Consider the following 17,590-nt stretch of genomic DNA (forward strand, 5'->3'; position numbering starts at 1 on the left):
AAGGCGGTAACGATTTTTAATAGAAGAGTATGTCCGACTATTCCCAGCGCGCCCAGACGTTCGGTTCCATGTTTTTAACTATTGCTCCTGGGCTGTGCTCCATTACATTACGCACAGGTTTTTGGCTAATTTCATGCTGCATTCAAGGCGGTAACGATTTTTAATAGAAGAGTATGTCCGACTATTCCCAGCGCGCCCAAACGTTCGGTGTGACATAGCCTTCGTCAATATACGGATCTTCGCCTGCGACAGTAACAACACCGCGATAATTCCGCTGCCCCTTCCAACCTAACCATGATGCCGTTGAACAGTAGTGACTCACCAGAATTCGCCGGAATGTATCGCTTCGATTCTTTTTGGAGCGGTGCAAGAGGTAACCGTTGAAAAAGAGAACGCTACCGGCTGACATCTCAATCGGGATTTCGTCTGTGTCATCAAAGCCAGCGGCTTCATGACAACTGTCGAATTCGTGGCGTTTGTTGTGTGGGAAACGGTCATAAATTACACCCGAACGATGGCTGTTCGGCAGAACCCAGAGACACCCGTTTTCAATCGTAGCATCATCTAATGTAATCCAGACACCGATTAGCGATCGATCACGTGTCGGAATCGGGTGCTCGTCCTGATGCCATGGATTCCCCGTATGCCCCGGCACCTTGCCTAACATCATTGACTGCATACATTTCACACCCCCCTCCCAAAACGGGATGTGTGCGCCGACGATCACTCGGAGGATTTCACAAATTGTTGGATGTTCAATGTAACGCCGAACCAATGAGCTAAAGACATGGGGTTCGCCGACACACATAATTCTATCCAAAACTTCCATTTCACGGGCTGTCTCCGGCATGGGTGGGATCGCCTCACACGGGTAATCTCCACGAAAGATTTTCAGCATCTCTGCTTTCAGGTCATCGCATTCTCCCGGCGTAATGAGATCTGGAAGCAGTAAATATCCATCATTGATGTATGATTTTGCCCAAAGATTGGACTGCTCTTGTACCATTTTTTACTTCTGTCCTCCTGGACATCGTTCCACTTCGTTTCACGATGGTTTCTGGTGAAGGTGCAGCCCGGTAAAGAAACCGCTCGGTCTTAGCAAAAAGCTGCCTAAAAGGAGTGGAAGGCAGTCAAGAAGCGATTATTTAAAGAGCGTTTTCACCCAGTGTCATCGGAGGTTGGAATCGTCGTGGATTATTCTGCCCGGATAATGCGCCACGTCTCCGCTTCATTCGCGAAAACCAACGTTAATTTGCCAGATGTCTGTTCCACCTGACCGTTCTCTTTCGGTGCATATTGCAACGTGTAGTCCCCTGTTACAATCGCTGTATCGTCAACAATGTTCGGATGGATGTCAACATCGGTCAGTGTCATGTCAATCTGATGATAGACCTGAAAAAAGTGTGCCGCCTTTGTTTTAACGTCTTGGTATGTGCGACCATTGGAGAGATACGCTTCCGAAAAACAGGACATAACCTGTGTTAGGTCGGACATGTCGTATCCGAGTTCATATTGGTTTAGGACGCGCTGAATAATCTCTTTGATCGTTGGTTCGGTTTGCGGTTCACCTTCCTGTGTCTCTGTTGCTACAGGATGCGCCATTGATTCCGGTGGAATCCCTTGTGCGATCTGCTTGAGCGTATGGACCTCTGGAGCGGCATACCCCCAAACCTCCAATTCCATAACACGTGCAATACCGTCTACTTCATACACAGGTCGCCTGCCTGCCATGTGCTGGTAGTTGCGCACTGTATCATTTGAAGAAACGGGAACGAGCCGTATTTTGCTCGCAATTAGGCGTTGGTGGACTTCATGAACCCGCTTCCCTTTGGTATTATCTCGCGCTGTATACTGCTTATCTTTGGTATCGCCTGATGGAATAAGCCCCCACCCCGTGCCGTGCCAATACTCAATTCGATAGTCCTTCAACCCGAATTGCGGTGCGGGATATTCCTCGGAGTCGATTGTCCACATAACAATCTCACGAATATCGACCGGTTTCGCGAGCGTCACGGACACATAAGGACGCTTATTCAGATCTGAAGTGCGTAGATGTTCTAAACTGCTCCCCCACCCACTCCCTTCATCCCATGTCTCGGAGTTGGTATCACCATCAATAACCTCTTCTGCGCGATGGTTGGGAACGGATTGTGAGGCATGCGCGGTTGCTCCGTTTCGGTTCAGCGCGAAATTGATGAGAGGGGGTGGGGGCTTTAAAAGATGTTCTTGAAAAGTTTGTGATTTACAACCCATCACTGAAAGTAAGAGTGTCAGACATACACATATACGAAGCATCTTTAACCTCCTTCTTATTTCACCGTAACACTGCTAAACGTCCGAATGTCTGTGCTGTCTGGTCTCCGACGACAGCACGTATCCTGAAAAAATAGACACCATTGGCAAGCAATATACCGTCAGCGTCTCGGGCATCCCACATAAATTCGTTGTAGCCTTCATTCCCAGAAGCCCCTTTCAAGATATTCACGACCCGTCCGGATGTGGTGTAAATTTTAACAGAAACTTCATCTGCATCCAACGATAATTGATAGGTAAACGTTGTTTCTTCTTTCAGAGGATTCGGATAGTTGTGAACATCCCAAATTCGGAAAGGGGTTTCCTCGGGTGAGAAACCCGCATCGTGTTTCTGGAGCGTTTTATAATCGAAACTCGTTAACCAAGCAACTTCTGCGTTTAAGGCACTCAGTAACTCTGCTTCAATCGTCCGGTGCGAATACCCGAAGAGCGGGATAAATTCCTCAATCCCTCTAATATGTGGTTGTATAGACTTTGAAAATTCTATTGCACTCGTGATTTTTGAACGGATCGTTTCTTCCGTCCCGGGTTCATAGCCGAGTGCTATTGCTTCCACCAACTTGGCTCGACTTTCAAAGAAAAGCACCCAGAGTTCCATCAAGCGAACGGCATCTCGTAAATCCTCGGTCGCTTCCACATCAAAAGGTTCTGCGATCTCACTCGCTACTCGCATCTCGTTTGCGGCTTGCTGTTGTGGTGCCAAAAGTGCAGTGAACCGATTTACGGCGAGTCTTGCGATGTCCAGTTCTGGGATAGCCAACGTATCTTCAACAGCCCGCGGTCCAATCAAGGTCCAGAACCGTGTTGCGAGTCCAGCAGAGCCGCTGCCATAAGTGCCCCCAACGGTCAAGGATCCAGCATAATCTGAGAAATAACTTGCCATGTTCCATCCGTTGACTCGCAAGGCGCTGAGAATGTGTGCCGCGGCTTCGGGGTTTCCGTATCGGGCTACCAACTCATTTCGGAGGAGTTGATAATGGTCAAGATTGATATCCCAATTGAGACTTGCGCTGACAAGCCGATCAAGGTATCCTAACCCTTGTGTTGCGCCTTGGACAGTAAACCCCCCGAGTCCGACGACTTCGGGGTTATTGGCAAGTTGTCGGACACCTTGCACGAACAGATCGCTCTCCAGCATCCAGAACGGCATTACCTCCTCTACTTCATGCGAAAGGACTATAAAACGGTGTCCGATTTCTCCGAGTGCCCTCACTTGTGGGATCGGCACGCCTGCACTTGCGACGGGTTCGCCATCAGCGCCCCATTTCCGCGAGAAAATAGTGCCTTTCGGTAACTGCTGTGCATAAACGCCTGCGGCATCTTTGAGCCAACTGCTGTCATACCCGGAAATATAAAATTTGAAGTCTGGACGTATCTCCCGTGCAGCACTGATAATCGTAAAGTAGACTTGCCAAAGTTTTGCTTGTCCCTGTTCCGTTCTATCACCACATTCAGGACAATCACAGCCGCGGGTCTCATATCCCCAAGAACGTAGATGAAAACCCGCAAGCGCAGGATAGGTGCGCACGATCGCCTGTGTCAGCTCCCGCGCGAGCGTATGAAACTCGGGTTTAGACCAACAGAAGGGTCGATAAGATACTTCATTGCGAGACGCACCGTAAAGCACCGCCGGTCCAAGGACATCAGGACGCTGTTGAATCAATGCCTCTGTCGGTTCACCCGTTACATACATGAAAAGATAGGCATCAATCCCGCGTTGTTTGAGTGCCTTAAACCGATCTTGTAGTGTTGTAATGCGTTCTCGCCGTTGTCCTATCGGTTCATCCTGCAAGGCTTCAAAGGCAGGCGTGTCAACGTATTTAAACGCCGTTCCGAATCCATCTTCAATACCCGTGCCTGTCCATACCCCCTCGCCCCCACTCATGTTGATACGGTGGCGTGCGAGCCAATCAGGATCCTCTATCTCCAACACAGCACGCACAGGATAAAATGGCGATGAGGTTTCATTCATGAACGGCACGAGCAGTGCTTGCGCCTTGGCAACCGGTAACTCTGAATGGACAGGTTGTAAACCCGTTAACGCCGTAATACAGTTTTCTATGAAAGCGTAGGCACCATAAATCACACCTCTCTCGGTGTGCGCCGTCACAACAATGACGATCTCTCTGCCGACCTCTACTGTTTTGATACGATACCCTTCGTCTCCGAGTTCTTTTGCCAATGTCAATTCTACATTCGCCTGTAATCCTGCGATCGTTGGATTCGACTTTGGAGTGCCGATTACAATCACGGTTTGTGTTTCCGTTTGTTGGCGATTGGTCCGGATGTCGAGTGTGGCACCTGTGAATTGCTGGATGAAGAATTGGATTTCAGTAGCTGCGAACTGCTCCTGTTCCGAGGCGTTCGCACCCACCTGAAGCGTCGCCCTCGGTTCACCGGATACTGCAATCGGAATTTGATCACTCCTCGCTGGCAGGACGCACACGACACTACAGAAGATTGCCGTCATTAGAATAGCTATCAGTGGGCCCGCTGAAAACCGATTGCTAACTGTTGATGGTTTCCAATGCACCGATGGTTTCCATTTAGTGAAAATGTTCACCCTCAAATCCCTGAAAGAAATAGATAACGCAAAAGGTTAAGACGAAGCTGATGACGAAAAGCACTTTGGCAAAACGACTCAAACCGGTCTTTGCGGTGGTATAGTTGCCACGAAATCCGTCCATTACGACGTGTAAGAGCGTGCCGATAGCGAATGCTGTCAGGTAGTCTGTCAATTCACCGAAAGCCCCACGGAGGAGTTGCTCCCCGAGCGCTGCTCCAACAACCGGTCCAAGTATCAGCGGTGTCAGTCGAATGAGTGCCTTAACAAAAGTCTGATTTCGCAGGAGCGCGACGGCGATAAGCGTTCCGACGGGTAAGCGATGGATCAATATGCCGAACGCGAGCGCGCCGCCGAGCATCTCCTCTCTCGCAGCGATAACCAAATTAAGTCCATCTGCCAGTGAGTGCAACGATAGCCCAAGAACGGTTAAGTTGAGGCCCCATCTTTTGTCTGTGCTGTTTGTGTGCCGCTCCGTGTCCGCGTGTTGATGTGTCGTGAGATGTTCTATTGCCGAAATTAAGAAAAACCCGCCCCACATCACAAGGATCGTGATGTAACCGACCTTGTCGTAAAGGTGTATCATCATCGCTAAGACGATACCGAGTACTGCGCCCGCCGTCAATCCAAAAATGTGTCTGAAATGTCGCTGCTGTCCTCGTGAAACAAAAGCGATTCCCGCCCCAAGTGGAACCGTCGCCACCGCAATTGCCAGATAGAATATAAGCATAATGCAAGTATAACAGACTTCAGATCGTAATGCAATTCTTTAATTTTACCTTGCGGTTCGGTCAGGTGCGTTGGGGTCTGAAAGTACCTATCCGTCCGCCGCTCCGCTTACGGGCTACGCGTTTAGATTTACCGTTTTTCCACTAAAACTTCCAATCCCGTAGCGATGGGGTCCCCCCTGACTGTCTTAACCGAAAATCCGTAAGGATAATGGACGCAGCGGCTCAGGCACAATAAATTAAAAATCCACTTTCAAATTGCTGGACGGATTTATTTTTTTTGCTTGACGCGTTTTCACATTAATGTTAAAATTTTCTTCCGATAGATACGACTTAGCACGAACCAAACCCGAAGTAGGTGTTACGTTTATAATTTGCTATATGCATAATTTGCTATATGGTAGAGGATTAATAGAAATGTTAGACAAAATTTTTGATGCTATTATTGGATTTATGCTTAATCGAGACTTGGAAAAAGAGGTCGGCATTCGGCATAAGTTATTGAAAGGTAAAGTATTACAGATTCCCTCAAAAATCTTAGATAGATTCATTGATTTTATGATAAGTACTCGATACGCTTACTACGTAAAGATGCGAAGTAATATGCTCGAGGGGGGTGTTGTTGAGATGCCCTCAAATATCTTTGATTGGAAAGCACTTGAACGCACCAGTGGCTATCTACGCGTCTACATGGAAGACTGCCACGATCAGTTCAAAGAAGAGTATGACGGGAACTTCCTTGATGAAGATTTTAAAGAATGGTTCCATCATTTTCATGTTGAACGTCCAGCGCGTAAAGCGGCGAAAAAATCTGTTTCCGAGGCTTTACTCGCGGACGATTTGCCGAGGGTTTGAAGCTAAAGTTCTAAGATGCCGGGAGTCGCGAGAATGTTAAACCGGCATCTCATCATAAGTTCGTCCGTTTAGTTTTCTTCCTGTTTTCGATTTACGTTTGCCGCCCCACTGTTTAAAGAAAAACGGCACGTTGGCATCTGCACAAAGGAAAATTAAAAGAATGGAATTCGTCCAGTTGACAGACGCACAACGTGAGGAATTTGAGGAGAACGGATACCTTATCGTGCGGTCGGTACTTGACAGCGACATGATAGATCGTTTGACTGAGGCAGGAGACCGACTCATGGTGTCGTTTGAATACAATGGCTACTATGCGCATAAGCGGGACGGTTTGGTGCAGGAGCCTGTCTTCGCAGAACTCACATCGCAGACAACAGCGATTCCCTTAATCATCCAACTGCTTGGCACAAATATCCATATCACGAATACTGCACTCATCTACAAACACCCACAACCGCCTGAGCAACTGGAGAGCCGTGGATGGCATCGAGATGCGGGTATATTTTTAGACCTCGGATACAAGAATTGCCCACGCGTCGGCTTGAAAGTCGGCTACTGTTTGACGGATTTCACCGTGCCGAATTCTGGTGGGACGCTGTTTGTTCCAAAAAGCCATCTATCCGACGAACCGTTGGGTATCCCTGAAGGCGAAATTGATCCAATCGAACCCTGCGATGAACCCGTCTTGCGTGCAGGCGATGCGTTTTTCTTTGAAAACCGAATCTATCACGCCGCCGGTGTCAACTTTACGGAGAATGTCGCTAAGGTTGTTATCTACGGATACCACTACGCATGGCTCAAGCCGGAACCTTATTTATTATATTACAACGACACACTGCAACCTGAAGCGTCGGTGATGGAGAACCTTGACGATCTTGGCAATCAATTTCTTGGTGGCGGCGGGGGTGCAGCGGCGGCGTGGGCAGCAGCACATAATTTGCAGTTTGAGGAAGTCCCACACGTCGTGACAATTTTTTAATTTTCCTTGCGGTTAAATGAAGCAGTCTGAACACTGAAGTTTTTCGCCTTAGAGTCGCCCTCCATTTCATTACGGGCTTAGTTCCAGCTAGTAAAAAAAGATAGAGAGCCCGTTTTCGCTGACTCCTGTTAGGTGGCTGCCGAGATAGGCATCTTGTAGAGGGCGCGAGCATTTTCTGCCATGATTTTGCGCCTGAGCGTTGGAGAGAGACTTTTCGGGAGTGCTTGATCGGGAGAATCGAAATCCCAATGCGGATAATCGGTTGCGAACATCAACCTATCATCCAAGTCGAGTTGCGCGAGCAGTTGATCGAAGTATTCCTGTTTGGGTGGTTCTTCAATCGGCTGTGTTGTAATCCAGAAGTGTTCCCGGATGTACTCAGAAGGCAACCGTTTCAGCTCAGGTACCTCGTCCCGTAGTTTTTTCCATGCCCGATCCAGTCGCCACATCAACGGGGGTAGCCACGCGAAACCGCCCTCAATGAGAGCTACCTTGAGCGTCGGGAATTGTTCAAAGACTCCTTCGCAGACGAGACTCGTTACCTGTGTCTGAAATGCCTGTGTCATTCCGGCGTGGTCTTCAATGTAGTGTGAGGGTCTCCCGACAGCGGTAATCGGTCCGACACCGACACCGGTGAAATGGATACCGATGGGAAGGTCGTGCTGGACTGCCGTTTCATACATCTTCCAGTATCTCCGTCTTCCTAAAGGTTCCATCGTGCGAGCGAGCAGGAGTATTTGCACGAACCCCGGATGGTCAGCCACTCTATTGATCTCGGCAGTGGCGAATTCTGCGTCGTCGCATGCGACGATGATGGAGGCGCGGAGTCTCGGTTCTTTTTCAAGCCATTCCTCAATCTGCCAGTCGTTCACAGCACTTGCCCACGCCGCGGCGAAGGCGAGATTGGGCATCTCGCAGACCGGAGTCAAGCAGTTGAGGATACCGTATTCGATGTTGAATGCGTCCAATAACTGCTCACGTAGGAAATCGAGATCGGAGCCGGGACGTTGCCCGGAGGGGGTCCATGCATCGTATCTCGCACCGAAGGGGTGGGCGCGAGGGATATATGCGCCGACGCGGTCGGTTGTCCCGACCATACCGTGATGTTTCCGCCACCGTTCGGAGAGATAGGGATACAACACCGTCTCGGAAGCGAGGGTGTTATGCACATCACAGTCAATAACTGATGGTTTCTGCTGTTGTTTGCGTGCCTCTGTTTTTGCCATCTTTTTCCCTCCTGACAGTTAAATGCCCGGTTTGGTTATGAGCAGCTTTATCGCCCATTATTCTTTTGGCGTTCTCGGTACTACTGATGCCTTCTAATGAGGTCTATGTATTCCATGTTTCACCATAGTTGACTATTCAATGAGAAAAATCAGTGAAATAATCTTCACGGTACTTAGAGAAGTAGTATAGCACAGCGCGTTCTGCAATATCTGTCATAATGTCGAACATTTCATCAACGGTCCATTCCTCGGCACGGAAATAGAAACTACCACGATTGAATCGTCCATCTCCCTCATTATGGAGGTAGGTTTTGTTGAGTCTGCCAAACATTGCCATAGTTGAGACCCGATCCAAAATTGGGGATGTTTCCTCAAAATCGCAACCATATCCGAAACAAACAAACGGGAAAATACTTTCGCGCAGTAACGCGGTCCGAAATCCTATTAAGTTCTTGCCAAGACGTTCAATAGCGTTCCCCTGTGCTTGCTTGCGTAAACCTTCCTTTGCCCGTAAATCGTTTGTCCCCTGATTTTTGACCTCCGAGATCAGAATTGGATAGGTTAAGTTGTTGTCTTTGATGCTCTTTATTGCGAGAATACCTCCATCCGGTTTCATATGAGTTTTCTCAGAATGACAATGTAAGTCAATGTCAGGGAAATCTGGTTTCAGTTCATTGATAATGTCTTTCAAGCCCCACTGTTTTTTATGAATTAAAGTGATTCTTTTCTCAAATCTGTCTTCCAAGTATTCAACAACCTTGTACAGTGCCTGAATAAGTTCACTTTCTTGCTGTTTAGCCGTTGCGTTGATTACAGTGTCTGTCCGCGCTTCTCGCAGTCGCTCTTTATTTCCCATTGAAATTCCTCTCTACAAGAAATAACTGCTCAGTAACATGAATGTTTCGGTTTCTTAGATTCCTCGATCCACGAAATGTATTGTACCGAATCTCAAACTCATCAACAGTGCCTATTTTTCGGAGCATAGCACGCATCTCATCTGGCGGAATAAACCCTTCATTATTAAAGGAAATAAGAAAAAAGCGTGTGTCAAGTGTATGCAGTAGATCCTTAAATAGTTCTTTAGATTTTGTTTGAACATTATAGCCCGAGCGTTTCCAGCCTTTTGGAATACCTGATATTCGACTTATCTCTGTAGGTTCTTTATAATGCACAAGTAAATTTAGCATAAAGTAGTTTGAACCATAAGGATGTTGATTGTAAGGGGGATCAATATAAGTCAAATCAAGTTCCCTTATCTGATTAGCGACTTTATTTGTGTCGTCATGATACACCTCGTAATCACATTCAAATTGGCTTAGGACAGGCGGTTCCAGTTCAATTTGCCCTTTAATACGACTTAGTGCATCGGAGTTAGTTCCCCCGTATTGCCCAATTCCAGTCATCTTGTTTTTGTAGAAGCCCTTAAATATTCCTGAAGTGTTTGAGTGGACAGATGCTTTACTAAGCAAAGGTCCTAACAGTGAATCACGAAAGTTTAAGGGGTAGTCCTCAACCATTCTACGATAATTATCCAGCCGGCGGGCATTATCGCGTGTGTAGAAAACTCGATCGTTTCGCGTAATTCTTGATTCATCTTCAGGGGCATAAAGTCTCTCAATAAATCCTTTAGGAGATGATTCATTCACACGGTGATTGAGTTCTGCAATAATTTTGGCAATTGTAGTTAAATCAACTGAACTGCGGTTTTGGAGATAGCATCTTGATATTGATGCAGCATAGTCTTCAAAATCATTGCTTGCAAGATACGAGGTATGAGCTTTCATAAACCGGGAGACAATACCAGAACCACTGAAAGCGTCAAATACACGAAGGTGGGATTTACCTATTCGTTTTTTCACTTGTACAACTGCTCTGCCTATATGACCCAGCAGCGAACGCTTATTGCCTATATATGTAATGAGTTGATTTGAAAGGTAGTCAATGTCTTCTATTCCAATCATGGAGAGTACTTCCTCAGGAATATAGTGCTTTGTCATGCCAAAGTTGGTGGATGGAAACGTCGCGCTTCGGAACTCGTCCTTATAAAAACTCAGCAAACATCGGAATATCCAGACGCGCTGAATACGTTTCACCCATCATTTTACGTTTCACCCATCATTTAAAGTGGACAAAGCATTAGCAACCTTAAAATTCCTTAAACAATTTCTACTTTCAGTGGCTCACCGAGATCTGCGGCAATTTCCTCAAGAAGGATTTTTTTCTTCTTAGTGCTATTGTGAGTCATTATGTAATATCGTCCGGATTCGCGTTGGGTGTATTTGTCATTTTTGTCGGTTGATATGATAGGGATGATGTCTGATTTATTCAGATCCCTCACCCGCTCTATTCCAAATTTTTCAATTACTTCAGTGAAGGTAGTTGCTGCAGTGTTATGATCAATTACCTGTCGATCGGGCATAGTAACAACAAGACGTGTCTGCGGTGTCTTCTGTGTTCTATGCGTACGGGATTGTGTCGATTCTCCAGATGGAGCAGATGGAGAGAAGGCTTCTTGCCGATCCAGTTCGGTTTCTCTTTCGAGGCTTTTCAGAAAACTTAATACTTGTTCATCGACAGGTCTATATCCACACAGACTTTCCACCTTCTCTGCCACAACATCTAATAAAAACTCATCTGCTTCTTCTACTAATTTACTCCATGCTTCCGGTAACTGTATTGCAACCCGCCTTTGCTGAACAACCGTTTCATAGTCCTTCTTGATTGCCTCAATAGCTTCACTCGTCCGTATTGATTCGTAGTTTAGGTATCTGTCAAGACGCGTGGCACTTTCCTCACTATCATTTTTCGTTAGATCGATCCCGTGTACTTTGCGCTCTTTGTAGTTGCCCTGTCCAATTGGGTAAAAAAAGTGCCATTCTCGTCCATCGGTGAGAATAGCGATCGGTACCCCGCTGCGAAAAGCATATCTAAACAATTGATCCTCTGCATTTGCATCAATATGTCCGACTTTCTTAACCTCAATGAAAACGCAGGGCTCCGACGGTGGGTGACATAAGGCAAAGTCAACTTTCCCCCCCTCAACAGGGTACTGAGGATAGACAATCTGTGATTGGAATCTCGGCCACCCCAATTCATGAACCAGCCTACGCACGATGTCATCACAGACTGCAGCCTCATTTGGTGGAAGTTCCCCTTTTTCTAAACTTTCGCATATGTCGTTAATGTGTTCCTTGAGAGTCATTGCTTAACAAATCAGTCCTTTCAATTCTAATGAAAAATTTGGGGGCATCGCGGATTTACCGAGAACTCTCCACGAACTAATGAATTTAATTTTTCCATTATATAGAATTTTATCCAAATGTCAAGAAAAAATGGTGAGGCGACATCTATTGGATTCACCATTCTCTGCGTATCCCGTAAGCCTCAAAAGCCGTGTCGGTCCTAATTATTGGAAGATCTTCAACAAGGGCTTGTGCAATGATCAATCTGTCAAATGGATCTCGGTGGTGAAAAGGCAAGTTTGAAATCTGGGAGCTCATCCTCAAAATCTTCACTGACGTGAATAAGCCCTTTGGCACTCCCAAAGCCGACCTTTAACCAAGGTTCACAGAAAATGCTTTTCCACTCGTATTGATAGGTTGGCATCAACGTGTCCATTGATTCAGCGTGAAAAAGAAAGTGGTACTTCACATACGTCTGATCTAACAATTTAAGTGATAGAATTCCTTCGCATTTTCGGACAAGATTTTGCGTGCCAACGATTGGGGTAACTGTGTAGGAAATGCCTCTTCGGGAGAGTCGAAATGCCAGTGCGGATAGTCGCTTGAGAACATCAACATGTCCTCGGAATCGAGTTGACCGACGATCTGAAGGAGTTCCGCCGCGGTTGGCGGGGCATCGATGGGTTGGAGCGTCATGCGCATGTGTTGACGGATATACGCTGAGGGTGGCTGTTTGACCCAAGGGGTCAGATGTCGTAAGCCGCGCCACTCTTTATCGAACCGCCACATGAGCGACGGCATCCAAGTAACGCCAGTCTCTATGAGCGCAACACGTAAGTCAGGAAACACCTCAAAGACTCCCTCTGACACGAGACTCAGCACCTGTGCCTGAAATACCTGGGACATACCGACGTATTCCTCCAGATAGGTCGAGGTCCATCCGACGGAGGTCGGTGGTAGGCCGGGTGCACCACCGTAATGGATGCCGATTGCCAATCCATGACGCACAGCCGCGGCGTAGATCGGATGATAGCGTCTGTTGCCATAAGGGACTTGCGATCGGGCGGGTAGCATCACTTGGACGAACCTCGGATGTCCTCCCAAACGCTCAATTTCCCTCGCGGCGAGTTCTGGGTTTTGGCTCGGCACAATCAAGGAACCACGTAAGCGAGGTTCAGGATCCAGATAGTGTTCAATCTGCCAATCGTTGACTGCCGAAGCGAGTGCCGCTGCGAAATCTTCGTTGTGTACGCTCTGGACCCGATAGCCACAGGTGAGTATGCCGTATTCGACCTCCCAATAATCGAGTGCATGCTTACGCAGGCGTGCTAAATCCGAGGCGGGATGATCTTCCGAGGGATGTATAATTTCTGGGCGTGATGAAGTCGGGACACCGTCAGGATAGTCGTCTGCATCGGGTCCGGGGAAGCCGGATTCCTCGCAATAGTCGCACCAATAATCGGATAGGTAGGGATAGAGCATCTGATGTGACGGGAGCCGATTATGGAGGTCGCAGTCGATGATGGACATACCCGCCTGAACAAAACTGGGTTTACCGTTCTCTGTTTCCATATACTTTTTCCTTTGGCATTTAGGGTCGAATTATACACTACTTTGCTGAGGTTATCAAGTTTTATGTAGGGCAGCTATAGTTTAGCCAATGGTGTTTGTTCGGAATCCGGTGCGGTTGCGTTTCAGATTGTGCCATACGTATTCCAGAACAGGACGTGCTCGCCTTCGCATCCCTGCTCCTTTATGTAGTGAGCGAGTCCTGCTAACGTCTTACCGGTGTAGGTATTCTCAAGCGTAATGCCTTCATGCTCACGCATCATCGCGACTGCCTGCGTGCCGGCTTCCGTTGGAACAGCATACCCTCTTCCAAAATCGTTGTGCCAGAGTTCAATACGGCGTGGATTGATGTCATGAGCGTCCACTGCACCGATGAGACGCAGGATACGGCGCACCATACGGGAGATTGCCCATGTGTTTGCAACCACTGCGTCAGCAACACGGACACCGACGATTTGAGTGCGCAATCCCGCAAGTCGCACGCCGACGATCAAACCTGCTATGGTTCCGCAAGTCCCTACTGGAACGAAGATGAACCGCGGCTCTGGCAAGATATCCGCCTCAATCTGGGCCTTCAATTCCGAAACCGCTTTCACATACCCCACAGAACCGAGCGGTGAGGAGCCACCCGCTGGAATGAAGTAGCGTTCCTCTCCGATCCCAAGCACCGTTTTAGCCTGTTGATATGCGTAACGCGCGAACATTGTGCTCATACGTTTCACTTCGTAGACCCGGTAGGCATTTTCACAAATTTTGCGATAGTTTGCCTCAGAATACTCAGTCGGGGGTTGTTTAAAGAGCAAACATTCTACACGAAATCCCGATGCTTTCCCATAAACCGCTGTCGCCCGGACATGGTTAGAACCTGTCGGCCCGATTGTAAAAAGATTCTTTTTCTCGTCTCCATCGGGAGATGCCTGTGCTGCTGCGAACATGTATTCCAATTTACGGACCTTGTTACCCCCACCTAACCGACCACTGAGGTCGTCCCGCTTTATCCAGAGCGACTTTAAACCGAGGGCACGCTCCAGGTTCGAGAGCCGCGCCACCGGTGTTGGAAAGTTGCCGAGTGAAAGGGAGGGAACGGCAGATAGAAAAAGCGAAGAATTGGATGAAAGATTTCCGTTCCCTCCTTCTCTCTCATCCACTCCAGTTTTCGCGTCCTCTCTCCTTTCAGCTTTACAGTCTTTTTGTTCCATTTTCCCATCCTTCCAAAGCGAGAATCTTATACCATGTTCCTCTTAATTATCTGACCTGCGACATGTGTAGCGAGCGCGGCGATCGTCAACGTCGGTGGTATACCGACGGAGTTTGGGAAAAGACTCGCATCAGCAACGAATAAACCTTTCACCGCGTGGGATTCCCCTGAAAGATTAACGACGCTCCTGTTCGGATTTTCGCCCATCTGAAGTGTCCCCTGGGGATGACTGGAAGCCAACATGATGTCGTTTGGCACGATGCCGCGTTGGCGAATAATCTCAAGATCGACCTCTGTTTTGATAGGAAAATGTTGTGTGTAAGGCAGTAGCACCTCTGTTGCCCCTGCGGCGAAAAGGAGGTGCGCGGCGTTGATTATTCCTTCCGCCAATACCTTCCTATCCGAACGGCGCAGTCGGTATGCAATGTTCGGAGTCCCCTTATAATCTACCGATACCCGTCCGGTTGTTCTGTCATGCAAAAGGACAAGGAGCGCAGCAATGTGACGATAGCGTTCCATGAATTCTCGATGATTTTTACCGAAACCCGGCAGGCTTGCCGCTACTATCATCTGTGAACCGAAAGCCGGCATGAGCAGATAACCACTGTCCGGTCTGCGTCTCAAATCCAGAAAGTGATCAATATAGTAACTTTGTGGGATGCCGAGATGTCCATCAATCGTTTCGTTAAAGACACCACCAACAAAGACAGCAGGATGCAAGTGGAGATTTTTTCCGACCCGTCGGTTCGCGTTAGGCAGTCTGCTTTTTAACCAGAGTTGTGGCGAGTTGATTGCGCCAGCGGCGAGCACCACTATATCGCTTTGAACATGCAATCTGCCCGATGGCAATCGAGCGGATACACCAATCACCCTGCCTTTCTCCTCATGAATTTTTTCAGCCATACAGTCGCTGTGAAGTTTCGCACCTGCGGCACGTGCTAAAGGGATATACGTGACCGCCATGCTCTGCTTGCCTGTTCCTCTCGAACCATTTTGTGGGGCTTTGGAAACAGGACACCCAAAAAGACATTGAGCACCACATGCAGCGCATTCGCCGCGATTATGGCTTTGCAATCCACCGCGCCACCGCATCGCCTCACACCCATAGCGAACAACAGCGTTCAATAGATTCACGTCTGTTTCCTGCATCTGTGTAACGCCGAGCGTCTGCTCCACTTGATTGTAGTGGGGCCAAATTTCTGGAACTTGCCACCTGTATAAGAGTGCTTGCGGTGGACGAACGGCATAACAGAGATTATGGACCGTTGAACCGCCAACGCCTTTGCCTTGCGAAATGACAATTGCGTTGTCCTGTGTGCCCCGTAAACCGCTATCCCAGAAAAGACGCCGCAGCATTTCCGGCTCGTAACTGCCGAAGGTACTTGGATCGTGATTTTCCCCTGCCTCTAAAATAATTACCGATAGTCCGGCTTCAGCGAGTTCCTTGGCGACGACGGCGCCTCCCGCTCCAGAACCGATAACGCACACGTCGGCACGCTCTGTCCGCTCTATACTTTTTTTATTCAACCATGCGGGTCGAAAATTGGTTTTTAATTTATTAAATCTGGACATCGTTCCACTTCGTTCCACGATGGTTTTCGGTTAAGTTAAGAAACCTACTTTAGGTTATGAAAGGTCTGTTCGCAATTGGGAATCCGCAAGGACAACGGACGCAGCGGCTCAGATTCAATCGTTTAAAAAGCGGTAATGCTGATACGCCTGTTCTGCCTTCGCCCGTTCGCCGATTTGACGATAAGCGTTTGCTAAGTTTCGGTAAAGTTGTGGATTCGTTGTGCCGAGTCGTGTCGCCGTTTCAAATTGCGTGATCGCCTGTCGAGGTCTTTTCTGCATCATATAGACAATGCCGAGACTGTTCCGGTATATCGCGCTCTCTGGGTGTGCCTCAACGAGCCCTCCATAGACTTCAAGTGCCTCCAGATACGCCTCTGTTTGCAGGTAAATGTAACCCAGCAGCTCAGATGCTTTTTCATCGTGCGGTGCAATGGCAAGACATGCTTTAAGTTCCGTCGTCGCGAGTTCCCATTCCGTTCTTTTTATAAGGAGTTCTGCAAGCTCATAACGAGGTTGAAGGCGTTGCGGATCGTTGCGGACTAAACGTTGCAGCGCTGATAGTTGTTCCTCTTCGCGCATGAGTTTTTCAAATGCGCGGAGTGTCGTGCGCCCTTCAGCAATTTTACCCGTGCGGAGATAACAATTTCCAAGATTGAAATGCGCTTTGGCGTGTCGACTTTTGCGTTTTATGACGGCTTCAAAATGCGGTATTGCGTGTGTAAAATCTTCCTTTTGGAAATAGGCAAGACCGAGGAGATACCTGGCTTCACTATCCTGCACCAACTGTTTAAGGTGACGCATCGCATCGTCGATTCGGTTCTGCCGGAGATATGCCGCGCCTAAAAGTCTTCGTGCGCGCGAGAGATCAGGCTGCAATTGTAGTGCGCGTTCCAAGGGTTCAGTCGCCTCTTTAGCACTCGCCATACCGATAAGGTATGCCTCGCCGAGACGAACGTGGGCAGCGGCGAAATCGGGGGTGAGGTTAATCGCAGTCTGGAGTGCATCAATGGCTGGTTTCCATTGCGATTGTTTACCGTAAAGCACCCCAAGTTGATAGTGTGAGTCAGCGAGCGTTGGATCCAGTTTTACTGCCCGCTGAAACGCTGCAAACGCCTCACGGTTTTTCCCCTGCGTGAGTGCCTGCAAGCCTGCTTCGTAGGTGCGCGCAGCCTTGTCGGGTTGGTTTCCTTCTTCTGCTGGTGCAAGACACGCTATCGATAAGAAAATGAGGAAAGAAAGGCGAAAAAGATTCACTTTCATTTTTTTAATTATTGCGATAGACATTGTTTGGCATTTATGATAGCATACTTTTAAATGTCTATCAACTTTCTACAGGCTAAAGAAAACGCGCAGCTCGTAATGAAATGGAGAGCAGATATACGGAACGGAACATTAAGGACGAAAC

Annotated in this window: 16 protein-coding genes and 1 pseudogene; 2 read left to right on the forward strand and 15 right to left on the reverse strand. The window is 48.0% G+C overall.

Translation table 11 applies throughout. From position 1 onward, the window contains the following. Positions 1–181 precede the first annotated feature (181 nt). The 4 genes from F4X88_09225 to F4X88_09240 form a co-directional block, all read right to left on the reverse strand. A complete protein-coding gene (locus F4X88_09225; GenBank protein MYA56463.1) occupies positions 182–1,006 on the reverse strand; it encodes a phytanoyl-CoA dioxygenase family protein in 825 nt (274 codons plus the stop codon). Between the two features lie 188 nt (positions 1,007–1,194). After that, entirely contained in the window at positions 1,195–2,295 is a 1,101-nt protein-coding gene (locus tag F4X88_09230) for a hypothetical protein (GenBank protein MYA56464.1), read from the reverse strand. Positions 2,296–2,314: 19 nt separating this feature from the next. Then, the gene (locus F4X88_09235) at positions 2,315–4,846 is read right to left on the reverse strand and encodes a T9SS type A sorting domain-containing protein (protein MYA56465.1); all 2,532 of its coding nucleotides are present in this window, start codon (positions 4,844–4,846) and stop codon (positions 2,315–2,317) included. Between the two features lie 13 nt (positions 4,847–4,859). Next, entirely contained in the window at positions 4,860–5,606 is a 747-nt protein-coding gene (locus F4X88_09240; protein MYA56466.1) for a hypothetical protein, read from the reverse strand. A gap of 415 nt (positions 5,607–6,021) precedes the next feature. Here F4X88_09240 and F4X88_09245 point away from each other — a divergent pair, with 415 nt between their 5' ends. Next, positions 6,022–6,459 carry a hypothetical protein gene (locus F4X88_09245; GenBank protein ID MYA56467.1) on the forward strand — a complete coding sequence of 146 codons (438 nt, stop codon included), beginning with the start codon at positions 6,022–6,024 and terminating at the stop codon, positions 6,457–6,459. Between the two features lie 36 nt (positions 6,460–6,495). Here the strand turns inward: F4X88_09245 and F4X88_09250 are convergent. Continuing rightward, positions 6,496–6,588, reverse strand: a pseudogene (locus tag F4X88_09250) (hypothetical protein). 31 nt (positions 6,589–6,619) lie between these two features. Here F4X88_09250 and F4X88_09255 point away from each other — a divergent pair. Further along, positions 6,620–7,438 (forward strand): phytanoyl-CoA dioxygenase family protein, encoded by an 819-nt coding sequence (locus F4X88_09255; GenBank protein ID MYA56468.1) that lies wholly within the window; start codon positions 6,620–6,622, stop codon positions 7,436–7,438. A 128-nt stretch (positions 7,439–7,566) separates the two neighbouring features. On the opposite strand, the gene F4X88_09260 is transcribed toward F4X88_09255, so the two are convergent. The 10 genes from F4X88_09260 to F4X88_09305 all read right to left on the reverse strand — a co-directional run bounded on the left by F4X88_09260 (position 7,567) and on the right by F4X88_09305 (position 17,469). Further along, positions 7,567–8,664: an amidohydrolase gene (locus tag F4X88_09260; GenBank protein MYA56469.1), complete on the reverse strand. Its 1,098-nt coding sequence runs from the start codon at positions 8,662–8,664 to the stop codon at positions 7,567–7,569. 136 nt (positions 8,665–8,800) lie between these two features. Beyond that, positions 8,801–9,520 carry a restriction endonuclease gene (locus F4X88_09265; protein ID MYA56470.1) on the reverse strand — a complete coding sequence of 240 codons (720 nt, stop codon included), beginning with the start codon at positions 9,518–9,520 and terminating at the stop codon, positions 8,801–8,803. Beyond that, positions 9,510–10,625 (reverse strand): DNA modification methylase, encoded by a 1,116-nt coding sequence (locus F4X88_09270; protein ID MYA56471.1) that lies wholly within the window; start codon positions 10,623–10,625, stop codon positions 9,510–9,512. Before F4X88_09270 ends, F4X88_09265 begins: the two co-directional genes overlap by 11 nt. A 194-nt stretch (positions 10,626–10,819) precedes the next feature. Further along, positions 10,820–11,866, reverse strand: coding sequence for a hypothetical protein (locus tag F4X88_09275; protein ID MYA56472.1), 1,047 nt, complete (start codon positions 11,864–11,866; stop codon positions 10,820–10,822). A 154-nt stretch (positions 11,867–12,020) separates the two neighbouring features. Next, on the reverse strand, positions 12,021–12,164 hold the full coding sequence (locus F4X88_09280; GenBank protein ID MYA56473.1) for a type II toxin-antitoxin system VapC family toxin: 144 nt from the start codon (positions 12,162–12,164) through the stop codon (positions 12,021–12,023). Then, entirely contained in the window at positions 12,115–12,333 is a 219-nt protein-coding gene (locus tag F4X88_09285) for a hypothetical protein (GenBank protein ID MYA56474.1), read from the reverse strand. Before F4X88_09285 ends, F4X88_09280 begins: the two co-directional genes overlap by 50 nt. After that, positions 12,327–13,418: an amidohydrolase gene (locus F4X88_09290; protein MYA56475.1), complete on the reverse strand. Its 1,092-nt coding sequence runs from the start codon at positions 13,416–13,418 to the stop codon at positions 12,327–12,329. Before F4X88_09290 ends, F4X88_09285 begins: the two co-directional genes overlap by 7 nt. 122 nt (positions 13,419–13,540) lie before the next feature. Beyond that, entirely contained in the window at positions 13,541–14,614 is a 1,074-nt protein-coding gene (locus F4X88_09295) for a pyridoxal-phosphate dependent enzyme (protein ID MYA56476.1), read from the reverse strand. 26 nt (positions 14,615–14,640) lie between these two features. After that, complete coding sequence (locus F4X88_09300; GenBank protein MYA56477.1) at positions 14,641–16,185, reverse strand: GMC family oxidoreductase; 1,545 nt, start codon at positions 16,183–16,185, stop codon at positions 14,641–14,643. A gap of 114 nt (positions 16,186–16,299) precedes the next feature. Beyond that, positions 16,300–17,469, reverse strand: coding sequence for a tetratricopeptide repeat protein (locus F4X88_09305; protein MYA56478.1), 1,170 nt, complete (start codon positions 17,467–17,469; stop codon positions 16,300–16,302). Between the last annotated feature and the right edge of the window lie 121 nt (positions 17,470–17,590).

This window comes from Candidatus Poribacteria bacterium, from assembly GCA_009839745.1.
GTDB lineage: Bacteria > Poribacteria > WGA-4E > WGA-4E > WGA-3G > WGA-3G.